This window comes from Parageobacillus sp. NEAU-HV-2 (assembly GCF_059115485.1).
Map to the genome: position 1 here is coordinate 1 of NZ_JBXUJJ010000008.1, position 20,378 is coordinate 20,378.

The following is a 20,378-nucleotide window of genomic DNA, read 5'->3' on the forward strand; positions in this document are numbered from 1 at the left end:
AATAGGTGCGTTTTGCGAAAACGGTCAAGCCCTCCTTATCACGGGAAGAAAAATACGCTCCCTTCATCGGCTGCGGAATAAAAAACTGGCCGAGATCCAGCGTCGTCAATCGAAATGTCAAAAAGGATCACGCCGATGGAAAAAGTATGAGCGGGCGAAACAATACGTGTTATCCAAATCCGAAAGACAGCTGCGGGATGCGCTCCATAAAACGACCAAACAGTTTGTCGACTGGTGCCGTTCCCAATCGGTTTCCGATGTGTACATCGGAAACGTCGAAGGGGTGCAGCGAAACACGAGAAAGAAAAAACGTACGAGCCGCAAACAAGCGCAAAAGCTCTCGAATTGGTCATTCGGGAAAGTGAAGCAGTATCTCACTTATAAGCTGGCTCAACATGGCATTCGCTTGCATGAAATCGAGGAGTCATATACAAGTCAGACATGTCCTGTCTGCCAAAAGAGAAAAAAAGCATCTTCCCGACAGTTTGTGTGCCGGTGTGGGTATGAGGAGCATCGTGATGTTCACGGTGCAAGAAATATCTTAAGCAAGGCGCTGCATGGTACTTTTGTTCATTGGGACGTGCAAACGAAGCTGACGTATCTACGGATTGCGTAAGCAAGAAGTAGTAGAAGGGTTGGACCGCCCCATCGGCCGAAAAGCCGGTGTTGCTTACCGAATCGCCTGGGAAGACTTCCGATGCGTGCATCGAGCCAAAGAAGACAACCTTCTTCGGCGCCGAAGCTTCTTCGGGCGAGTGGTAAGAAACTCCCACCTCTTAACGGAGTGTAGGTGGGAGAGGTTCATACCATATGGCTATGTACTGATCGATGAAAAGGGAAATGAATATAAAGTAAAAAAGATGAAGGTTGTAGAAAGCAAAAATTGGGTAGGTAAGTTCGAGATTCGTGCTCCAGGGAAAGCGAGAGTCTTATTGACATTTGAAGTACCGATGCGCGCGGAAAAGCTGATTATGATCGTCAGGCATGATTGACTGCCTGGGGATATGGCGGTAGAAGTAAAATAGGGAATGATGATAGGAAACGTATTTCTAGAGTCAATACAGTGATTTGTTCCTATTCCCTCACCGCAAATTCGTTTGGGGTGAGGTTTTTCGTGTTATAATATTCTTAATACAAATCTTCTCTAAGGAGGGCTCATCGATGAATACGGCGAAGGAAAAATTAATTGATCTTATAAAGCAGATGCCGGAGAGCGAGATTGTAAAGGTTTTAGATTTTGCTGAATACTTAATGAAAAAACAAGAAAAGCAACTTGTCCAAGATTTAAGTAAAGCAAGCGAAACAAGTACAGATTTTTGGGACAATGAAACCGATGATGAGGTTTGGAATCATGTATAAGCAAGGTGATATTCTTCTGATTCCGGTTCCATTCAGCAACTTATCAGTCACGAAACAACGACCCGTTCTTGTTCTGTCTAATGATAAGTATAATCAACTAACTGAAGATTTACTTGTCGCTGCGATTACTTCCCAACTAAGAGATATTGATTATTCCGTTTTAATTACCCAAGAGGATTTAGCAGAGGGAAACCTTAAAGCCACCTCTGCTATTAGAGCAGACAAAATATATACTCTTTCTAAAGAGATCATCATTAAAAAATTTGGAAGTGTAAAGAAAGAAGTTGTACAAAGCGTTGTAAGGAAATTAAATAACTTGATTATCCCCCAATAAATTAGCAACCTACAGAAAAAATAATATCAATTTGTTATAAAAGTTGATATTTCTCGTCAAACTAAGATAAACTCGTATTTTTCCCTCAATGATCGCTTCCTTAACGGCTTAATTTGTGGCTGTTTCCTCGCGCGCGTGAAAAAATTTTAGAAGATAATACGCCGATTTATTAATGGCATCCCCGTCGTTATTTCCTATGCGGCCGGGGGGGGGTTATGTCATGTTTTCCTTGCCATATTGGAAACCGATTCTGTTTTCTTCATTGCTAGAACGATGCACATATACTACAATAAAAATATCAGTAATATTTTTAAAAGTGTAAAAGAAAGCGGTTTCTATGGATGGGGGAAAGCGCTGAAAAGGGGGAAAACATAGTGGGCGATATTTCAACGATGAAAAATGTGACGTTTCCCGCTCCAAGCTTCGCGGAGTGGAAGCAGGAAGTGGAAAAATCATTAAAAGGGAAACCGTTCGAAAAATTGTATTCGACCACATACGAGAATATCACGATTCAACCTATTTATACGCGCCATGATGTAGAGAAGCTTGCCTATATCGAGCAGTATCCGGGCTTTGCCAACTACGTCCGCGGCACCAGACCGAACGGCTATATCAAAGAGCCTTGGAAAGTAAGCCAGGAGATTTCCGCAAGCAGTCCGACCGAGTGGAACGAGATTGTCAAGCATGATTTGGAAAAAGGGCAAACGGAAATCCATATCGTATTGGAGCGGTTAGGGTTTCCAGTTACATCGCTTGACGATATCGAAGCCATGTTTTCCGATATTTCTTTGGATAAGTATTCGCTTCGCGTCGATGCGGGGGCGCAGTCGCTTTCGTTTTTGGCGCTGTTTGCCGCTTATTTGCAACAACGGCAAATACCATTTGATGCGGTGCACGGAACGATCGGCATGGATCCTATCGGTGTGCTAGCGGAAACAGGAAAGCTTTCGGCTTCGGTTGCGGCTTTGTATGACGTGATGGCCGCTGTGACGAAATGGGCAAAAGAAAACATGCCGGACGTAAAGACAGTCATTGTCCGCGGCGAGCCGTATCATAACGGCGGAGCAAACGCGGTGCAAGAGCTGGCTTTTGCCTTTGCGACGGCGGTGGAATATATCCGTGCCTGCTTGGAAAGAGGAGTAGCGATTGATGCCATTGCGCCGCGAATCCAATTTTCGTTCTCTGTCGGCTCCAACTTTTTTATGGAAATCGCCAAGCTCCGCGCGGCAAGGCTTATTTGGTCCAATATTGTCAAAGCGTTTGGCGGCAGTGAGTCATCGCAAAAAATGGCGATGCATGCACGCACGTCGTATTTTACGAAAACGGTGTACGATCCGTATGTCAATATGCTTCGAGCGGCGGCCGAGGCGTTCGCAGCAACGGTCGGCGGCACAGACAGCCTTCACGTTTCTCCGTTTGACGAAGCGATCAGACCGGCTGATGAATTTTCGCGGAGAATCGCTCGCAATACGCAGCTGATTTTGTTCGAAGAGGCGCATATCGCCAATGTCATTGACCCGGCCGGCGGTTCGTACTATGTGGAAACGTTGACGGCGCAAGTGGCGGAAGAAACGTGGAAGCTGTTCCAGCAAATCGAAGCAAAAGGCGGCATCGTTCAAGCGCTTGCGGACGGCTTTGTGCAAGAGCAAGTGGAAGCAGTCGCAAAGAAGCGCCAGAAAAACGTTGAAACGCGAAAAGAAAAAATTGTCGGCACCAATTTTTACGCGAACTTGGCGGAAGAACCGCTTGAAAAAATAAATGAAAGCAAAGCGCAACAGTCCTCCTCTTCTATCATCGATGAGGAACATGTCGCCGCGCTGCAAGCTGGTTTTGCCAATCAGCAATGGATCGAAACGGCAGTTGACATGGCTTTGCGTCGAGCAACCGCTCAGGAAATCGAAGCGGCATTAAAAACAGAGGAAGCGTCCATCCATGTCAAGCCGATTACACAATGGCGTTTGGCCGAACCGTTCGAACGACTGCGCCAAGCTTCGGAAACGCATTTAGAAAAATACGGGAAGCGCCCTGCCGTTCATCTTATCAATATCGGAAATATTCCAAACTATAAAGCTCGCGCCGATTTTATTACTGGCTTTTTTGAAGCCGGCGGGATGGCGGTTGAAAAAAGCGAAGGTGTTCATAGCGCTGAGGAAGCGGTGTCAAAAGCAATCAATGCAAGCGGGACGCATTATGTTATTTGCGGCTCGGATGAAAGCTACGTCGATATCGTTCCGGCACTCGCCAAAGCGTTCAAGCAGGCAAAGCCAAACGCCAAGCTGTATGTCGCCGGAAAACAGCCGGCCGATGTCGAACAGACTTTTATCGAGGCGGGGGTCGATGGCTTTATCCATATCGGTTCGAACTGTTATGAAACGATTGTATCGTTTATGAAAGAGATGGGGGTGGCCCTTGATGTGTAAGCAAGTCGATTTTACCAACCTTTCGCTAGAAATCACAAAACAAGCGGCAGATGAGCAACAATGGAAGCAGGCGATCGAAGAAAAGGTGCGGGCATCCATCGATGATCTGCTGTTTCAAACGAATGAGCATATCGCCATTAAGCCGCTTTATACGAAAAAAGATATCGAAGGTTTTGATTTTCTTGATTATATGCCGGGAATCCCTCCGTATTTGCGCGGGCCATATCCGTCGATGTATGTGAATCGGCCTTGGACGATCCGGCAATACGCGGGGTTTTCGACAGCGGAAGAAAGCAATGCTTTTTACCGCCGCAATTTGGCGATGGGACAAAAAGGGCTGTCCGTAGCCTTTGACCTTGCCACCCACCGCGGCTATGACTCCGACCATCCGCGCGTCGTCGGCGATGTCGGCAAAGCAGGGGTCGCGATCGATTCGGTTTTAGATATGAAAATTTTGTTTGACGGCATTCCGCTTGACCAAATGTCGGTGTCGATGACGATGAACGGCGCGGTGCTGCCGATTATGGCGTTTTATATTGTCACGGCCGAAGAGCAAGGCGTCACGCAAGACAAGCTTTCCGGAACGATTCAAAACGATATTTTAAAAGAATATATGGTGCGCAACACGTACATTTACCCTCCGGAAACGTCGATGCGCATCATCGCGGACATTTTTGAGTATACGTCCAAATACATGCCAAAGTTTAACAGCATCAGCATTTCCGGCTACCATATGCAAGAAGCGGGAGCGCCAGCCGATATCGAATTGGCATATACGCTCGCTGACGGATTGGAATACGTGCGCACTGGCTTAAAAGCAGGAATTGATATCGATTCCTTTGCGCCACGTCTTTCCTTCTTCTGGGCGATCGGCATGAACTATTTCATGGAAGTCGCGAAAATGCGCGCGGCGCGCATTATGTGGGCGAAAATGATGAAAACGTTCAACCCGAAAAACCCGAAATCGCTCGCATTGCGGACGCACTCGCAAACATCGGGGTGGAGCTTGACCGAGCAAGATCCGTTTAACAATGTCGTGCGCACATTGATCGAAGCACATGCGGCGGCGCTTGGCCATACGCAGTCGCTCCATACGAACGCGCTCGATGAAGCGATCGCGCTTCCGACCGATTTCTCGGCACGCATTGCCCGTAATACACAGCTGTATTTGCAAGATGAAACCGGCATCTGCAATGTCATCGATCCGTGGGCCGGCTCCTACTATGTCGAGACGTTAACGAACGAATTAATGAACCGTGCATGGAAGCATATTGAAGAAATCGAGAGCCTTGGCGGCATGGCGAAAGCAATTGAAACGGGAATCCCGAAAATGCGCATTGAAGAAGCGGCGGCAAGACGGCAAGCACGCATCGACTCCGGCGCGGAAACGATTATCGGCGTCAATAAATACCGTCCGGAAAAAGAAGAGCCGATTGAAATTTTAGAAGTCGACAATACGGCGGTGCGGATGCGCCAGATTGAAAGATTAAAACAGCTGCGCGCCTCGCGCGACGAGCAAAAAGTACAAGAGGCGCTGGATGCGATTACGAAAGCGACGGAAACAGGAGAAGGAAACTTGCTTGAATTGGCCGTACAGGCGGCGCGCGCCCGCGCGACATTAGGCGAAATTTCGTATGCGATTGAAAAAGTGGCGAAGCGCCATAAAGCGATGATCCGCTCGATCAGCGGCGTGTACAGTTCCGAATTCCAAAATGAAGAGCAATTTGAACGCGTCAAAAAATTGACCGCTGAATTTTATGAATTGGAAGGGCGTCGCCCGCGGATCATGATCGCGAAAATGGGGCAGGACGGCCACGACCGCGGGGCGAAAGTGATTGCGACGGCATTTGCCGATTTAGGATTTGACGTCGACATCGGCCCGTTGTTCCAAACGCCGGAAGAAACAGCGCGTCAAGCGGTCGAAAACGACGTCCATGTCGTCGGCATCAGCTCGCTTGCCGGCGGGCATAAAACATTGCTGCCGCAATTGGTGGAAGAATTGCGCAAGCTTGGCCGCGAAGACATTATCGTTGTCGTCGGCGGCGTCATTCCGCCGCAAGATTATGAGTTTTTATATCAACATGGCGCGTCTGCCATTTTCGGGCCGGGAACAGTTATTCCAGTTGCCGCTGAAAAAGTGCTCGAAGAAATTTATAAACGTCTCGGTTACGAGGAAGTGAGCCAATGAACGACGAACGAACACAGCGTCCCGAATGGGTGGAAAAGGGCAGGGAAGGCGAATTTGCCACCGCGTATGTGAAGGCGGCCCCCCCGTCCGCCCCGAAGCGGTGGGTGAAACGAAAAGAACGGTCCGTGGAGGAATATGTCGACGGTGTGTTGAACAATGACCGCACGATTTTGGCGCAGGCGATCACCTTGGTGGAAAGCAACGCATCAAAGCATATGGACATCGCCCAGCAAGTGCTAAATAAACTTTTGCCGCACGTCGGCAAGTCGATCCGCATTGGCATCACCGGTGTGCCGGGAGCGGGGAAAAGCACGTTCATTGAAGCGTTTGGCACGTTTTTATGCGAAAAAGGCCATCGCGTCGCTGTGCTGGCGGTCGATCCGAGCAGCTCCATTACCGGCGGCAGCATTCTCGGCGATAAAACGCGGATGGAAACGCTGGCCCGCCATCCGCGCGCTTTTATTCGTCCGTCCCCGTCAGGTGGAGCGCTTGGCGGCGTGCACCGCAAAACGCGGGAAACGATGATGCTTTGCGAAGCGGCGGGCTATGACATCATTTTGGTGGAAACAGTCGGCGTCGGGCAAAGCGAGTTTGTCGTTCGCGGCATGGTCGATTTCTTTTTAATGCTGGTGCTGACCGGAGCAGGTGACGAATTGCAAGGAATAAAGCGCGGAATTATGGAATTGACCGATGCGATTGTGATTAACAAAGCGGACGGAGACAATAAACCGAAAGCGCTGGCCGCGCAAAAAGAATATAATCAGATTCTTCATTATTTGCGTCCCGCAACGCCGGGCTGGGAGACAAAAGCATATACGTGCTCGGCGCTTTTTGGCGAAGGGATCGCCGAAATATGGAATGTTATTGAGAAGTTTGTGGAAACGACAAAACAGTCCGGTGTGTTTGATATGCGCCGCCGTCATCAGCAAAAAGAATGGATTTATTCGATGATTAAAGATTACCTCGAGACGAGCTTCTTTTCCCATCCGGCGGTCAAAGAGAAGCTTCCGATCATTGAAAATAACGTCATTTCCGGAACGCAATCGGTCACCTCAGCGGTGCGGGAGCTTATTCAAGTGTATGAGAGTAGGGAATCGTAAAAAAATGTGATACGATGTCAAGAAGGAGGTGTATTTGATGTTCCAATTTCCGCTTTACAATGACTTTGTCGAACAATCTCGCCGCGAAATCGTCGAAGCGGGGTTTGAAGAATTGCGGACTCCGGAAGAAGTCGATGCGGCATTTCGCCGCCCAGGCACGACGCTTGTCATGATCAACTCGGTGTGCGGCTGCGCGGGCGGCATCGCACGTCCGGCCGCGGCACATGCGATCCATTACGATAAGCGCCCTGACCATCTCGTCACCGTCTTTGCCGGACAAGATAAAGAAGCGACGGCAAGGGCGCGTGAATATTTTGAAGGACAGCCGCCTTCATCGCCATCGTTCGCGCTTTTAAAAGACGGCAAGCTTTGCATGATGATTCATCGTCATGAAATTGAAGGCCATGAACCAATTGAAGTCGTAGAAAAGCTGCAGAAGGCGTTTGACCAATATTGTGATGAAGTATAACGGAGCTGAATTTTTCAGCTCCGTTATTTATTTGTTATTTTCAAAAAATAAAAACGATTTATTTATAATAAAAAAATGAATTGCATAATTATTACTTTGTGTGTTAATATACAAAACATAGAATATATATTCAAAAAAACAAAGCATGTATTATTAATCTTCAAAACTTATTTCAAAATATCATAAAAATTATTTAAATTTTTTGAGCAGAGAGGGAGAGACATCGCATGAAAAAATCGTTGTTGCTTTTTATTGCTAGTATTCTATTCGTTGGTTTGCTCTCGGCGTGTGGCACAGGGGGAGAACAGAAAAACGGAAGCGGAGAGCAAAAGAAAGTACTAAAAATGGGTACTTCCGCCGATTATGCGCCATTTGAATATATTGATACGGCGAAAGGGAATGACATTATTGGCTTTGATGTCGATTTGGCAAAAATGATTGCGAAAGAATTAGGATATGAAATTCAAATCGTTGATATGGATTTTACTGGTCTTATCCCAGCACTGCAGTCAGGAAAAGTAGACTTTGTGTTGGCAGGAATGACACCGACGGAAAAACGCAAGAAAAGCGTTGATTTCTCGGATGTGTATTATGTAGCGCGAAACATGATCGTTTCCAAGAAAGGAAGCGGTATTAAAACCGTTGAAGATTTAAAAGGAAAAACGGTTGGTGTTCAAACGGGCTCGATTCAAGAAGGAGAAGCAAATAAAATTGCAAAGACAGTGGACATAAAAATTGAAAGCCGCAACCGCATTCCAGAATTAATTCAAGAGATTCAAGCAGGGCGCTTTGATGTAGCAATTATCGAAGATACAGTCGCGAAAGGGTATTTGAAAAATAGCAATGGCAAATTAGAAGGGCACACGATTCCAACAAGCGAACAAGAAGCAGGCTCCGCTATCGCCTTCCCGAAAGGCAGCAAGCTGCGCGATGAATTTAACAAAGTATTGCAAGAAAAAATGAAAAACGGCGAGGTAGACAAGTTGATTAAAAAATGGTTTGACCAGTAAAGTTATGCGTTCAAAAAGGATCTGATCTCCTTTTTGAACGTTTTCACTATGTTGCAAGGAAGGATGAAGGCTCACGTGAACTTAGATTTTTCACAAATTGTTCCATCAATTCCATATATATTGAAAGGAACCGCAGTTACGTTAAAAATTGTCGTTTTTGCGGCGTTGTTAGGGTTTGTTCTTGGAGTTATTTTAGCGTTGATGAAGATTGGCAGAATAAAGGTTTTGGCGTGGTTTGCTGATGCGTATACATCCGTATTTCGCGGCACGCCGCTTGTGTTGCAGCTTGTGCTCATTTATTTTGGCATTCCACAGCTTATTGGTGTGGATATCGGAGCGTTTCCTTCAGCGGTCATCGCGTTCGGGTTAAACTCTGCCGCTTATGTTTCTGAAATTATCCGCGCCGGCATTTTAGCCGTTGATAAAGGACAGCGGGAAGCGGCGCTGGCGCTTGGTGTTCCGTATAAGCTAATGATGCGTGATATTATTTTGCCGCAAGCGTTGAAAAATATTTTGCCGGCACTGATGAATGAATTGATTACATTGACGAAAGAATCTGCCGTCGTTACGGTAATCGGAGCGCTCGATGTCATGCGGCGTGCTTACATCGTCGGCGGACAAGCATATCGGTATATTGAGCCGCTGTTGATTGCTGGATGTATTTACTACGTTTTAGTCATGCTTCTTACGCTGCTTGGCAAAGCGTTAGAAGGGAGATTGAGAAAAAGTGATTAAAGTCGAGGATTTGCATAAATCGTTTGGGAAAGTAGAAGTATTAAAAGGAATTACGACAACGATTAAGCAAGGCGAAGTAGTGGCGATTATCGGTCCATCCGGATCAGGAAAATCGACGTTTTTACGCTGTTTAAACTTGTTGGAAGAACCGACGCGGGGGAGAATTTGGATTGGTGACCAGGAAATTACGGATAAAAAGACAAATATTATGAAAGTGCGCCAGCATGTCGGCATGGTGTTTCAACATTTTCACCTGTTCCCTCATATGACCGTGCTTGAAAATGTCACGTATGCCCCGATTAAAGTAAAAGGAATGACGAAAGCCGAGGCGGAAGCGAAAGGCATCGAGCTGTTGAAAAAGGTCGGATTGGAACAAAAGGCAAATGAATATCCAAGCCGGCTGTCGGGCGGGCAAAAGCAGCGCGTGGCGATTGCAAGGGCGCTTGCCATGTCGCCAGATGTGATGCTGTTTGACGAACCAACGTCAGCGTTGGACCCGGAAATGGTCAAAGAAGTGCTCGAAGTAATGAAGTCGCTTGCCCATACGGGAATGACGATGGCGATTGTCACTCATGAAATGGGCTTTGCCCGTGAAGTCGCCGACCGAGTGTTGTTTTTAGACGGCGGCCAGCTTGTCGAGGACGCGCCGCCACAAGAATTTTTTGCATCTCCGAAAAGCAAGCGGGCTCAAGAATTTCTTGAAAAGATGTTATAATCAAGTACAATAAAAAAGATGGTCCTTGGATCATCTTTTTTAATTTTGATCGGGAGAATGAAGAAATGGTGAAAATCGGATACCGCACAGCAAAAACTGCAGTAGGCACCGCGCTTTCGATTAGCATCGCTCAGCTAGCAGGGCTACATAATTTTGCCTCTGCCGGCATCATTACGATTTTATGCGTTCAAGTGACGAAAAAAAGATCGTTAAAAGCTGCATGGGCACGTTTTGTCGCATGTGTTGTCGCAATGCTGTTTTCGTATATTTTTTTTCAAGGAATAGGATATTACCCGTTCACCGTCGGATTGATGCTGCTCTTTTTTATTCCGACGACGGTATGGTTAAAAGTAAATGAAGGGATTGCGACAAGTTCGGTTATTATTCTTCATTTATACGCAGCAAGGCAGTTTACATGGAAAATTATTTGCAATGAATTGTTGCTTATTTTAATCGGCATCAGTGTTGCGCTATTGATGAATATGTATATGCCAAGTGCGGAAAAACAGTTAAAGGAATATCAGCGCATTATTGAAGATTTATTTCGCATTATTCTGAAGGAGATCGTTCGTTATTTGCGCACAAATGAAACCGATTGGGATGGAAAAGAATTGACGTTAGCAGCAGATATTTTAGAAAAGGCAAAGCTGCTTGCCATACGAAATGTCGAAAACCATATGCTGCGAAATGAAGAAGGATATTATCATTATTTTCTAATGCGGGAGAAGCAATTGGAAATTATTGAACGAGTGTTGCCGCTTGTCACATCGCTCACATATACGGTGGAGCAGCGCAACATTGTTGCCGATTTTATCGACAAATTAAGCGATGCCGTTCATCCCGGAAATACGGCAGACCGCTTTCTTCGTGAACTTCATCGTATGAAAAAGCGGTTTGAAACAATGCATCTCCCAAAAACGCGTGAAGAATTTGAGGAACGGGCTGCATTGCTGCACTTAGTCAAAGAACTGGAACAATATTTAATTATTAAAAGCCAATTTCGTGATTCCAAAGGAAAAAATCAGCCTTCAAATGCCACTGAATAATGATGTATGCTCTCCTTCCTTTAGCTCACACTATAAGAAAAGCAAAGGGTGGGAGATATGCGTTTTATATTAGCAATGATACTCATGTTATTTTCATTTTTGTCCATCCCCGCTTCTGAAACTGCAGAAACAAAACCGTTTATTATCATCAATAAGGCGGTCAATAAACTTGCCTTTATCCATAACGGAAAAATGGAAGCCGTTTATCCAGTCGCTACTGGTGTCAATACATGGTTAACACCGGAAGGATTGTTTACGGTAACTGTTAAGGCGGAAAATCCGTATTATCGCAAGCAAAATATCCCGGGCGGTGCGCCGAACAATCCGCTTGGAACGCGATGGATCGGTTTTAATGCGCGAGGCACGGACGGCCGCATATACGGAATTCACGGCACCAATAACCCAGCCTCCATCGGAAAATATGTCTCACAAGGCTGTGTGCGCATGTATAATCACGACGTCGAACAGCTATATGAAAAAGTGCCGGTCGGCACAAAAGTGCTGATTATCCGCAGCAATGAACCGTTTTATTCGATTGCCAAGCGATACGGTGCGCTTTGACAAAAAAGGCAAGCTTCCTCATCATGGAGCTTGCCTTTTTCGTTCGGACAAAGCGCCCGATGAGCCAGAATGGCGACATTTCGCCGTTGCCCACAGGATGTGGGCAGCATTTAGGCGAAATTGGGGCGCCCTCCGCTTTTCTTTAACATTTTTCCCGAGAAGTCTCCCTTTCTCTAAACGGAGTGAAGGAGGGAGAGGAATCGGGAAGTTTTTGATTCCTAAAAACGAACAAATGTGCTATAATTAAACCATTCATCAAACAAAGAAAGAAGGGAATGCTCATGCTTCGTGGCCAAAAAGTGTTCTTCCGGGCATCGAAAGCGGATTTGGACCGATTGTATGCCTGCAATCGGGAATCCGCCCGTGTTTGGAATGAATGCCTCCGTTTAGCCAAAGAACACTTCCTCCAGCATGGGTGCTGGATCACCAAAAGCGAGTTGCAAAAACAAACGAAAAGGAAGTTCCATCTTCACAGCCAATCGATTCAAGCCGTCTGCCACAAATACCTCTTCGCAAGACAAGCTGCACACCAAGCCATCCAGCAAGGACATCCTGCTCGTTATCCCTACAAGAAAAAGAAGTACTTCCCAACGAAATGGGCGAAAGACGGTTTCAAGGTTTACGAAAACGGAAAAATCGAACTGTCGATGGGCATTCATCATGGAAAACGAGAAAAGCCGATTGTCGTGTATGCGTCGCATCTGCCAAAGGGAACGATCAAAGAAATTGAATGCTGTTTTGATCATGGTCTCTATCTTGCGGTGACGTATGAAGATGGACAAAAGGCCAAAGCGTATGAACCGGGGAAGGCCGTTGGAGTCGATCTTGGAGAAGTACACACCATAGGTGCGTTTTGCGAAAACGGGCAAGCCCTCCTCATCACCGGAAGAAAAATACGCTCTCTTCACCGGCTGCGGAATAAAAAACTGGCGGAGATCCAGCGGCGTCAATCGAAATGTCAAAAAGGATCACGCCGATGGAAAAAGTATGAGCGGGCGAAACAATACGTGTTATCGAAATCCGAAAGACAGCTGCGGGATGCGCTCCATAAAACGACGAAACAGTTTGTCGACTGGTGCCGTGCCCAATCGGTTTCCGATGTGTATATCGGAAACGTTGAAGGAGTGCATCGAAACACAAGAAAGAAAAAGCGGGCAAGCCGTAAACAAGCGCAAAAACTCTCGAATTGGTCATTCGGGAAAGTGAAGCAGTATCTCACTTATAAGCTGGCTCCACATGGCATTCGCTTGCATGAAATTGAGGAGTCGTATACAAGTCAGACATGTCCTGTCTGCCAAAAGAGAAAAAAAGTGCCTTCCCGCCTATTTGTGTGCTGGTGTGGGTATGAGGAGCATCGGGACGTTCACGGAGCAAAAAATATCTTAAGCAAAGCGCTGCACGGTACCTTTGTGCATTGGAATGTACAAACGAAGCTGACGTATCTACGAATTGCGTAAGCAAGAAGTAGTAGAAGGGCTGAACCGCCCCATCGGTGTGATGCCGATGTTGCTTATTGGACCCATCAAGAAGGCTTCCGATGCATTCATCGAGTGGAAGGAGACCTCCTTCTTCCGCGCAGAAGCTTCTTCGATGGAGATGGTAAGAAACTCCCACCTCTTCATGGAATGAAGGTGGGAGAGGTTCATAACCACATGCTAATGCCGGCTAAAATCGTGGTAATGAGCATGGAGACCAGCATTAAATAAACGACGAACTTTTGTGTTTTCCGGGACATTGTATTTCCTCCCTCTGCAAGACGGGCGTTTCTGTTTACCATTGTACAGTGACGGAAAAATAAGGACAAGGGAAAAACTTGTCCATGATAGCAGGATTTTTTGTCGAAATCGCGAACATACATAATGTTCACATCATTTTAACAGCAAAGGGGATTGACGATGAACGTAAAAAAGGTTGATCATGTTGGTATTGCCGTTCAGTCGCTTGAGAAAGCGCTGCCATTTTATGTCGATGTACTGCAGCTGAAATTTCTCGGCGTGGAGGAAGTAGAATCGGAAAAAGTAAAAGTTGCCTTTTTGAAAGCAGGAGAAACGAAAATTGAACTGCTTGAACCGACATCGCCGGAAAGCGCGATTGCGAAATTTATTGAAAAGCGCGGCGAAGGGATTCATCACGTCGCGCTTGGAGTGGACGATATACAAGAACGGATCAACGAACTGAAAGAAAAAGGAATTCGCATGATTCAAGAGACACCAAAACGCGGCGCCGGCGGAGCGCTTGTCGCCTTTATGCATCCGAAGTCAACCGGAGGCGTTTTGTACGAGCTTTGCGAGAGAAAGGATGCGGAGGTGTAAACGATGGCAGATATGTACGACAAAATTAATGAACTGTATGACCGGCGCCGCGAAATCGAGCTTGGCGGCGGTGACGATAAAATTGAAAAGCAGCATGCCAAAGGAAAACTGACCGCGCGCGAACGCATTGATTTGCTTCTCGACGAAGGGACGTTTGTCGAGTTGAATCCGTTTATTGAACATCGCTGCACCGATTTTGGTCTTGATGGAAAAAAAGGCCCAGGAGACGGTGTTGTGACCGGATACGGGAAAATCAACGGCCGCACCGTATTTGTCTTTTCGCAAGATTTTACTGTATTCGGCGGTGCGCTTGGAGAAATGCACGCGAAAAAAATCGCCAACATTATGGATTTAGCCGCGAAAACAGGAGCGCCAGTCATTGGCTTGAATGATTCCGGCGGCGCGCGTATTCAAGAAGGGGTACTATCGTTAGACGGATATGGGCATATCTTTTACCGCAACGCCATTTATTCCGGCGTCATCCCGCAAATTTCGGTCATTATGGGGCCATGCGCGGGCGGCGCTGTTTATTCGCCGGCGATCACCGATTTTGTGCTCATGGTCGAAAAGACGAGCCAAATGTTTATTACAGGACCGAAAGTAATCGAAGCGGTGACGGGGGAAAAAATTAGCGCCGAAGATTTAGGCGGTGCCCGCGTCCATAACACAATCAGCGGCAACGCCCACTTTTCTGGAGCAACTGAGGAAGAAGTGCTTAACCAAGTACGGCAGCTATTAAGCTATTTGCCGCAAAACAATCAAGAAAAACCGCCGTTTGGCCCGATTCCAAACGAAGACGATTATCGTCCTGATTTGGCCGATGTGGTGCCGATTGACGCGGTTCGCCCATATGACGTGCGCAACGTCATTTTGCAAGTCGTTGATGAAGGGTCGTTTATGGAAGTGCAAAAAGATTTCGCGAAAAACATCGTCGTTGGTTTTGCCCGCATCAAAGGCGAAGTCGTCGGGCTCGTATGCAATCAGCCGAAGTTTATGGCTGGCGGGCTTGACATTGATTCGTCCGATAAAGCAGCGCGTTTTATCCGTTTCTGCGACTCGTTTAACATTCCGCTTATTACGTTTGAAGACGTCACTGGCTTTTTCCCGGGCGTCAAGCAGGAGCACGGCGGCATTATCCGCCACGGCGCGAAAATTTTGTACGCGTATTCCGAAGCGACCGTTCCGAAAATTACCGTCATTTTGCGAAAAGCATACGGCGGCGCGTATGTGGCGCTCAATAGCAAATCGATCGGCGCCGATGTCGTTTACGCGTGGCCGAACGCGGAAATCGCCGTGATGGGGCCGCAAGGAGCGGCGAACATTATTTTTGCGAGCGAAATCGAAAACAGCCCAAATCCGGAAGAAACGCGGGCGCAAAAGATCGAAGAATATCGCAATAAATTTGCCAATCCATACGTCGCGGCAAAATATGGCATGGTTGATGATGTCATTGACCCGCGAGACACGAGAATCAAGCTCATTCAGGCGCTTGAGATGCTCCGCCATAAACACGAGGAACGTCCGAAGAAAAAGCATGGCAATATTCCGCTATAAAACAGTGAACCCCGCTGTCCATTCATGGCGGCGGGGTTGTTTCATTCGCCATGCACATTTGCGAAAAAACAATTTTTCGCAATCATTGGCAAAATCGGGTATACTTTTAAGTGAGTACATAAGCAGGAGGAAGAACGAAGATGGTCAATCAGCAACGTTTAGTCGACGAATTTTTGGAACTCGTGCAAATCGATTCGGAAACGAAGCATGAAGGCGAAATCGCCAAAGTATTAAAGCAAAAATTCGAAGCGCTTGGACTGCATGTCATCGAAGATGATGCCGCCGCGAAAACCGGACACGGCGCCGGCAACTTAATTTGTACGTTAGAGGCGACAAAAGAAGGAGTAGACCCAATTTATTTCACATCGCATATGGATACGGTCGTGCCAGGAAAAGGCGTCAAGCCATCAATTCAAGACGGATATGTCGTCACCGATGGCACAACGATTTTAGGAGCGGACGATAAAGCGGGCTTGGCGGCGATGTTCGAGGCGATTCGCGTCTTAAAAGAGCAAAACATCCCGCACGGCACGATTCAATTTATCATTACGGTCGGGGAAGAATCCGGGCTTGTCGGGGCGAAAGCGCTCGATCCGTCATTGATTCAAGCAAAATTTGGCTATGCGTTAGACAGCGACGGCAAAGTTGGCAACATTGTCGTTGCCGCCCCAACGCAGGCGAAATTGAAAGTTGTCGTGCACGGCAAAACGGCGCATGCCGGGGTTGCTCCAGAAAAAGGGGTATCGGCGATTACGATCGCCGCAAAAGCGATTGCGAAAATGCCGCTTGGCCGCATTGACGAGGAAACGACAGCAAACATCGGCCGCTTTGAAGGCGGAACACAAACAAATATTGTCTGTGACCGCGTCGATATTTTAGCAGAAGCGCGCTCCTTAGTGCCGGAAAAAATGGAAGCCCAAGTTGCGAAAATGAAAGAAGCGTTTGAAACGGTTGCGGAAGAAATGGGCGGACGTGCTGAGGTGGATGTCGAAGTCATGTATCCAGGCTTTAAGTTCGGCGACGGCGACCATGTGGTCGAAATTGCGAAACGCGCCGCGGCAAACATCGGGCGTCCTTGTGAATTATTGCGCAGCGGCGGCGGCAGCGACGCGAACGTCATTGCCGGTTTTGGTATTCCAACGGTTAACTTGGCGGTTGGCTACGAAGAAATTCATACGACAAACGAACGCATGCCGATTGAAGAGCTTGTGAAATTAACGGAAATGGTTGTCGCAATCGTCGAAGAAGTTGCAAAATAATAACGGAGCATCCATCGTTTGGATGCTCCTTCTAATAAGAATAGAGTTGTAGGCAATGAGGGGAGACGGTGGAATGAACAAGTTTGTTGTTTTTCAGCTCGAGCGCGAGCAGTATGCGATTCCAGTTGTGCATGTAATCTCCATTGAAAAAATGATGACACCAACAATCGTTCCGCAAATGCCTGACTATATGGTCGGGGTCGTCCGTATTCGCGGCGAGTTGGTGCCGGTGCTCGATACGCGCAGACTGCTGTACGGACAGCCGTTTGAAGAAACGGACAAGACGCGGTTAGTCGTCACCGCGGCCGAAGGTATTTCGGTTGCCTTTATTGTCGATGAGGCGAAAGAGATTCTCGATATTCCGGAAGAAGCGGTAAAGCACATCAATATGCTTGTCTATCAGCAAACACCTTATCTTGTCGGGGTGGCCAGCTTGCCGGAGCGGCTGATTACATTAATGGATCCAAACCGATTATTTGCCCATTTAGAAGAAGTGAACGAGATTAAGGAGCATATTTATAGTCACCAATGATTGGTGGCTTTTTCCTTAGACATAAAGTAATGGGGAGAGTCTAATGAATCGTGATTTTAAAACCATTGTCCAATTTCTTGTAAAAAAAATAAATCCATATGTCATCTATCTTTTCGGTTCTCAAGCGCAACAACAAGCGCGACAAGATAGCGATATCGATCTTGCTTTTTTAAGCGAACGAACACTGAGTCATTACGAACGGTTTATGATTGCCGAGGAGCTTGCGGCAATCTTGAATTGTGACGTTGACTTAATTAATTTGAAAGAAGCAACGACCGTTTTTCAAGCACAAATTGTTGGGAAGGGGAAAGTGCTGTATTGTGCCGATGATGATAAAAAAGCACGATTTGAGATGAAAGTGTTCAAGGAATATGCGAAGTTAAATGAAGAGCGGGCAGAGATTCTTAAGCAGATTCAAAAAAGGGGAGCGGTGTATGACTAACGATGTCATCCTCAACAAAATTAGTGCTATTGAACGCTGCATCAAAAGAATTAATGAAGAATATGATAACAATCCGAAAAATTTGCAGAACTATACAAAACAAGATTCCATTATTTTGAATATACAACGGGCATGTGAGGCATGCATTGATATTGCCATGCATATCGTGGCAGAAAAAAAATTAGGCATTCCACAAACGAGCCGAGACGCGTTTGAATTGCTTTACCAACATCGTATCATCACTGAATCGGTGATGAAAAAAATGAAAGCAATGGTCGGATTTCGCAATATTGCTGTTCATGATTATCAGGCGATTAATTTGGAGATCGTTCAAATGATTGTCGAAAAACATCTGGATGATTTTCGCGAGTATGTGAAGCAAGTGCTGGCACAAGAAGGCGAGGAAGAATGAGGAGAGGCTGCTGTACGCAGCTTTTTTATTTTAGGTTTTGCCCATACATTTTTGCACTCCGCACATATCCTAGAAATGGAGGGAACGAACTCCATTCGATTATCACATGAAATATCAAGGGAGGAATCTTATATGGACGACAGACAATTTGGAATGTATCCGGGCGGCGGATACTACCCGTATCATCATTACCCGTATCATTATCATCATTATCATCATTATCCTTATCACTATCCGTATCATCATTACCACCATCACTTCCCGCATTATCCGTACCATCCATATGGCCATCACTACGGCGGATATTAATAAGATAATCTTACAGAGTCCTGGTTTTAGGACTCTTTTTTTAAGAAACATCGTGTTGCGTCCGCGGCAAGCTTTTCTAAATTGCTCTAAATGCAATTGAAAAACTTGATATGGTAAAATGAACTGTGGTATGTTCTTTCATGAACAATAAAAAGTTATAGAAAGGAACGTTTGATGATGGCAAAACAACAAATCGGCGTCATTGGATTAGCAGTAATGGGAAAAAACCTTGCGTTAAATATTGAAAGCAAGGGATATTCCGTTGCCGTGTATAACCGTTCCCGTGAAAAGACGGACGAATTTTTAAAAGAAGCGCAAGGAAAAAATATTGTTGGTACATATAGCATTGAAGAATTTGTCAATGCACTTGAAAAACCGCGGAAAATTTTGTTGATGGTGAAAGCAGGCGCGCCGACGGACGCAACGATTGAACAATTAAAGCCATATTTAGAAAAAGGCGATATTTTAATTGACGGCGGCAATACGTATTTCAAAGATACGCAGCGCCGCAACAAAGAATTAGCCGAACTTGGCATTCACTTTATCGGTACAGGCGTTTCCGGTGGTGAAGAAGGCGCGTTAAAAGGCCCGTCGATTATGCCAGGAGGGCAAAAAGAGGCGCATGAACTCGTTCGCCCGATTTTCGAAGCGATTGCCGCGAAAGTGGACGGCGAGCCGTGCACAACGTATATTGGGCCAGACGGTGCGGGACATTATGTGAAAATGGTTCATAACGGCATTGAATACGGCGATATGCAGCTGATTGCCGAAGCGTATTTCTTGTTAAAGCATGTGCTCGGCTTAAACGCTCAAGAGCTGCATGAAGTGTTTGCTGAGTGGAATAAAGGTGAATTAAACAGCTATTTAATCGAAATTACAGCAGATATTTTTACAAAGATCGATGAAGAAACAGGCAAGCCGCTTGTCGATGTTATTTTAGATAAAGCCGGTCAAAAAGGAACAGGGAAATGGACAAGCCAAAATGCGCTTGACTTAGGAGTGCCGCTTCCAATCATCACGGAATCGGTGTTTGCCCGCTTTATTTCGGCGATGAAAGACGAACGTGTGAAAGCGAGCAAACTTCTTTCCGGTCCGGCGGTAAAACCATTTGAAGGCGATCGCGCCCACTTTATCGAAGCGGTGCGCCGCGCGCTATACATGAGCAAAATTTGTTCATATGCTCAAGGTTTTGCGCAAATGAAAGCAGCGTCTGATGAATATAACTGGAATTTGCAATACGGCAATATCGCGATGATTTTCCGCGGCGGCTGCATCATTCGTGCGCAATTTTTGCAAAAAATTAAAGAGGCGTACGACCGCGATTCACAGCTGCCAAACTTATTGCTAGACCCTTATTTCAAAGAAATTGTGGAAAATTATCAAGAAGCGCTGCGTGAAATTATTGCGATCGCCGTCATGCGTGGTATCCCAGTTCCAGCATTTTCAGGCGCGTTAGCATATTATGACAGCTACCGGATGGAAACGTTGCCGGCAAACTTAATTCAAGCACAGCGCGACTACTTTGGCGCACACACGTATGAACGTGTAGATAAAGAAGGAATTTTCCATACAGAGTGGTTGAAGAAGTAAAAAAATCCCCTTATTGCCTCGCAATAAGGGG

The 20,378-nt window shown here is 46.3% G+C and carries 23 protein-coding genes; 22 read left to right on the top strand and 1 reads right to left on the bottom strand.

Annotation, left to right across the window (positions count from 1 at the left end; all coding sequences use genetic code 11):
• The 14 genes from AC1WMD_RS13045 to AC1WMD_RS13110 all read left to right on the top strand — a co-directional run.
• On the top strand, positions 1-616 hold a 616-nt coding region (locus AC1WMD_RS13045; protein WP_494257546.1), incomplete at its 5' end, for an RNA-guided endonuclease InsQ/TnpB family protein.
• Entirely contained in the window at positions 609-992 is a 384-nt protein-coding gene (locus tag AC1WMD_RS13050; protein ID WP_494257547.1) for a hypothetical protein, read from the top strand. The genes AC1WMD_RS13045 and AC1WMD_RS13050, both read left to right, overlap by 8 nt.
• A 169-nt stretch (positions 993-1,161) precedes the next feature.
• Complete coding sequence (locus AC1WMD_RS13055) at positions 1,162-1,359, top strand: DUF2281 domain-containing protein (RefSeq protein WP_043905402.1); 198 nt, start codon at positions 1,162-1,164, stop codon at positions 1,357-1,359.
• A complete protein-coding gene (locus tag AC1WMD_RS13060) occupies positions 1,352-1,693 on the top strand; it encodes a type II toxin-antitoxin system PemK/MazF family toxin (RefSeq protein WP_494257548.1) in 342 nt (113 codons plus the stop codon). The genes AC1WMD_RS13055 and AC1WMD_RS13060 overlap by 8 nt, the downstream gene beginning before the upstream one ends.
• Positions 1,694-2,067: 374 nt before the next feature.
• Positions 2,068-4,113: a methylmalonyl-CoA mutase family protein gene (locus tag AC1WMD_RS13065; protein WP_494257549.1), complete on the top strand. Its 2,046-nt coding sequence runs from the start codon at positions 2,068-2,070 to the stop codon at positions 4,111-4,113.
• A complete protein-coding gene (gene scpA, locus AC1WMD_RS13070; RefSeq protein ID WP_043905399.1) occupies positions 4,106-6,301 on the top strand; it encodes a methylmalonyl-CoA mutase in 2,196 nt (731 codons plus the stop codon). Before AC1WMD_RS13065 ends, scpA begins: the two co-directional genes overlap by 8 nt.
• The gene (gene meaB / locus AC1WMD_RS13075; protein ID WP_043905398.1) at positions 6,298-7,401 is read left to right on the top strand and encodes a methylmalonyl Co-A mutase-associated GTPase MeaB; all 1,104 of its coding nucleotides are present in this window, start codon (positions 6,298-6,300) and stop codon (positions 7,399-7,401) included. Before scpA ends, meaB begins: the two co-directional genes overlap by 4 nt.
• A gap of 37 nt (positions 7,402-7,438) precedes the next feature.
• Complete coding sequence (locus AC1WMD_RS13080; RefSeq protein ID WP_043905397.1) at positions 7,439-7,870, top strand: BrxA/BrxB family bacilliredoxin; 432 nt, start codon at positions 7,439-7,441, stop codon at positions 7,868-7,870.
• A 227-nt stretch (positions 7,871-8,097) separates the two neighbouring features.
• Positions 8,098-8,880 (top strand): transporter substrate-binding domain-containing protein, encoded by a 783-nt coding sequence (locus tag AC1WMD_RS13085; protein WP_043905396.1) that lies wholly within the window; start codon positions 8,098-8,100, stop codon positions 8,878-8,880.
• 75 nt (positions 8,881-8,955) lie between these two features.
• The gene (locus AC1WMD_RS13090) at positions 8,956-9,615 is read left to right on the top strand and encodes an amino acid ABC transporter permease (protein WP_043905395.1); all 660 of its coding nucleotides are present in this window, start codon (positions 8,956-8,958) and stop codon (positions 9,613-9,615) included.
• Positions 9,608-10,330: an amino acid ABC transporter ATP-binding protein gene (locus AC1WMD_RS13095; protein ID WP_043905394.1), complete on the top strand. Its 723-nt coding sequence runs from the start codon at positions 9,608-9,610 to the stop codon at positions 10,328-10,330. Before AC1WMD_RS13090 ends, AC1WMD_RS13095 begins: the two co-directional genes overlap by 8 nt.
• A gap of 65 nt (positions 10,331-10,395) precedes the next feature.
• Positions 10,396-11,376, top strand: coding sequence for an aromatic acid exporter family protein (locus AC1WMD_RS13100; RefSeq protein ID WP_043905393.1), 981 nt, complete (start codon positions 10,396-10,398; stop codon positions 11,374-11,376).
• A gap of 57 nt (positions 11,377-11,433) precedes the next feature.
• Positions 11,434-11,937, top strand: a complete 504-nt coding sequence (locus AC1WMD_RS13105) for a L,D-transpeptidase (protein WP_494257551.1) — start codon at positions 11,434-11,436, stop codon at positions 11,935-11,937.
• A gap of 281 nt (positions 11,938-12,218) precedes the next feature.
• Entirely contained in the window at positions 12,219-13,394 is a 1,176-nt protein-coding gene (locus AC1WMD_RS13110) for an RNA-guided endonuclease InsQ/TnpB family protein (RefSeq protein ID WP_494257553.1), read from the top strand.
• A 185-nt stretch (positions 13,395-13,579) separates the two neighbouring features.
• Here AC1WMD_RS13110 and prli42 read toward each other — a convergent pair whose 3' ends face one another.
• A complete protein-coding gene (gene prli42, locus AC1WMD_RS13115; protein WP_186003868.1) occupies positions 13,580-13,672 on the bottom strand; it encodes a stressosome-associated protein Prli42 in 93 nt (30 codons plus the stop codon).
• Positions 13,673-13,832: 160 nt separating this feature from the next.
• Here prli42 and mce point away from each other — a divergent pair, with 160 nt between their 5' ends.
• The 8 genes from mce to gnd all read left to right on the top strand — a co-directional run bounded on the left by mce (position 13,833) and on the right by gnd (position 20,347).
• Positions 13,833-14,249, top strand: coding sequence for a methylmalonyl-CoA epimerase (mce, locus tag AC1WMD_RS13120; protein ID WP_043905390.1), 417 nt, complete (start codon positions 13,833-13,835; stop codon positions 14,247-14,249).
• Between the two features lie 3 nt (positions 14,250-14,252).
• Positions 14,253-15,803 carry an acyl-CoA carboxylase subunit beta gene (locus AC1WMD_RS13125; RefSeq protein WP_494257555.1) on the top strand — a complete coding sequence of 517 codons (1,551 nt, stop codon included), beginning with the start codon at positions 14,253-14,255 and terminating at the stop codon, positions 15,801-15,803.
• A gap of 140 nt (positions 15,804-15,943) precedes the next feature.
• Positions 15,944-17,062, top strand: coding sequence for a tripeptidase T (locus AC1WMD_RS13130; protein WP_043905388.1), 1,119 nt, complete (start codon positions 15,944-15,946; stop codon positions 17,060-17,062).
• Positions 17,063-17,135: 73 nt separating this feature from the next.
• A complete protein-coding gene (locus AC1WMD_RS13135) occupies positions 17,136-17,594 on the top strand; it encodes a chemotaxis protein CheW (protein WP_043905387.1) in 459 nt (152 codons plus the stop codon).
• A 43-nt stretch (positions 17,595-17,637) separates the two neighbouring features.
• A complete protein-coding gene (gene mntA, locus AC1WMD_RS13140) occupies positions 17,638-18,036 on the top strand; it encodes a type VII toxin-antitoxin system MntA family adenylyltransferase antitoxin (RefSeq protein WP_043905386.1) in 399 nt (132 codons plus the stop codon).
• The gene (gene hepT, locus AC1WMD_RS13145) at positions 18,029-18,448 is read left to right on the top strand and encodes a type VII toxin-antitoxin system HepT family RNase toxin (protein WP_043905385.1); all 420 of its coding nucleotides are present in this window, start codon (positions 18,029-18,031) and stop codon (positions 18,446-18,448) included. Before mntA ends, hepT begins: the two co-directional genes overlap by 8 nt.
• 132 nt (positions 18,449-18,580) lie before the next feature.
• Complete coding sequence (locus AC1WMD_RS13150; RefSeq protein ID WP_494257557.1) at positions 18,581-18,757, top strand: hypothetical protein; 177 nt, start codon at positions 18,581-18,583, stop codon at positions 18,755-18,757.
• Positions 18,758-18,934: 177 nt separating this feature from the next.
• A complete protein-coding gene (gene gnd / locus AC1WMD_RS13155; protein ID WP_494257682.1) occupies positions 18,935-20,347 on the top strand; it encodes an NADP-dependent phosphogluconate dehydrogenase in 1,413 nt (470 codons plus the stop codon).
• Positions 20,348-20,378: the final 31 nt, after the last annotated feature.

Coding starts and splice junctions, on each gene's coding strand:
- AC1WMD_RS13105 (WP_494257551.1), top strand. CDS start 11,434: ATGCGTTTTATATTAGCAATGATACTCATGTTATTTTCATTTTTGTCC.
- prli42 (WP_186003868.1), bottom strand. CDS start 13,672: ATGTCCCGGAAAACACAAAAGTTCGTCGTTTATTTAATGCTGGTCTCC.
- AC1WMD_RS13135 (WP_043905387.1), top strand. CDS start 17,136: ATGAACAAGTTTGTTGTTTTTCAGCTCGAGCGCGAGCAGTATGCGATT.
- AC1WMD_RS13080 (WP_043905397.1), top strand. CDS start 7,439: ATGTTCCAATTTCCGCTTTACAATGACTTTGTCGAACAATCTCGCCGC.
- AC1WMD_RS13055 (WP_043905402.1), top strand. CDS start 1,162: ATGAATACGGCGAAGGAAAAATTAATTGATCTTATAAAGCAGATGCCG.
- mntA (WP_043905386.1), top strand. CDS start 17,638: ATGAATCGTGATTTTAAAACCATTGTCCAATTTCTTGTAAAAAAAATA.
- AC1WMD_RS13130 (WP_043905388.1), top strand. CDS start 15,944: ATGGTCAATCAGCAACGTTTAGTCGACGAATTTTTGGAACTCGTGCAA.
- AC1WMD_RS13085 (WP_043905396.1), top strand. CDS start 8,098: ATGAAAAAATCGTTGTTGCTTTTTATTGCTAGTATTCTATTCGTTGGT.
- hepT (WP_043905385.1), top strand. CDS start 18,029: ATGACTAACGATGTCATCCTCAACAAAATTAGTGCTATTGAACGCTGC.
- AC1WMD_RS13110 (WP_494257553.1), top strand. CDS start 12,219: ATGCTTCGTGGCCAAAAAGTGTTCTTCCGGGCATCGAAAGCGGATTTG.
- AC1WMD_RS13100 (WP_043905393.1), top strand. CDS start 10,396: ATGGTGAAAATCGGATACCGCACAGCAAAAACTGCAGTAGGCACCGCG.
- meaB (WP_043905398.1), top strand. CDS start 6,298: ATGAACGACGAACGAACACAGCGTCCCGAATGGGTGGAAAAGGGCAGG.
- gnd (WP_494257682.1), top strand. CDS start 18,935: ATGGCAAAACAACAAATCGGCGTCATTGGATTAGCAGTAATGGGAAAA.
- AC1WMD_RS13060 (WP_494257548.1), top strand. CDS start 1,352: ATGTATAAGCAAGGTGATATTCTTCTGATTCCGGTTCCATTCAGCAAC.
- mce (WP_043905390.1), top strand. CDS start 13,833: ATGAACGTAAAAAAGGTTGATCATGTTGGTATTGCCGTTCAGTCGCTT.
- AC1WMD_RS13150 (WP_494257557.1), top strand. CDS start 18,581: ATGGACGACAGACAATTTGGAATGTATCCGGGCGGCGGATACTACCCG.
- scpA (WP_043905399.1), top strand. CDS start 4,106: ATGTGTAAGCAAGTCGATTTTACCAACCTTTCGCTAGAAATCACAAAA.
- AC1WMD_RS13125 (WP_494257555.1), top strand. CDS start 14,253: ATGGCAGATATGTACGACAAAATTAATGAACTGTATGACCGGCGCCGC.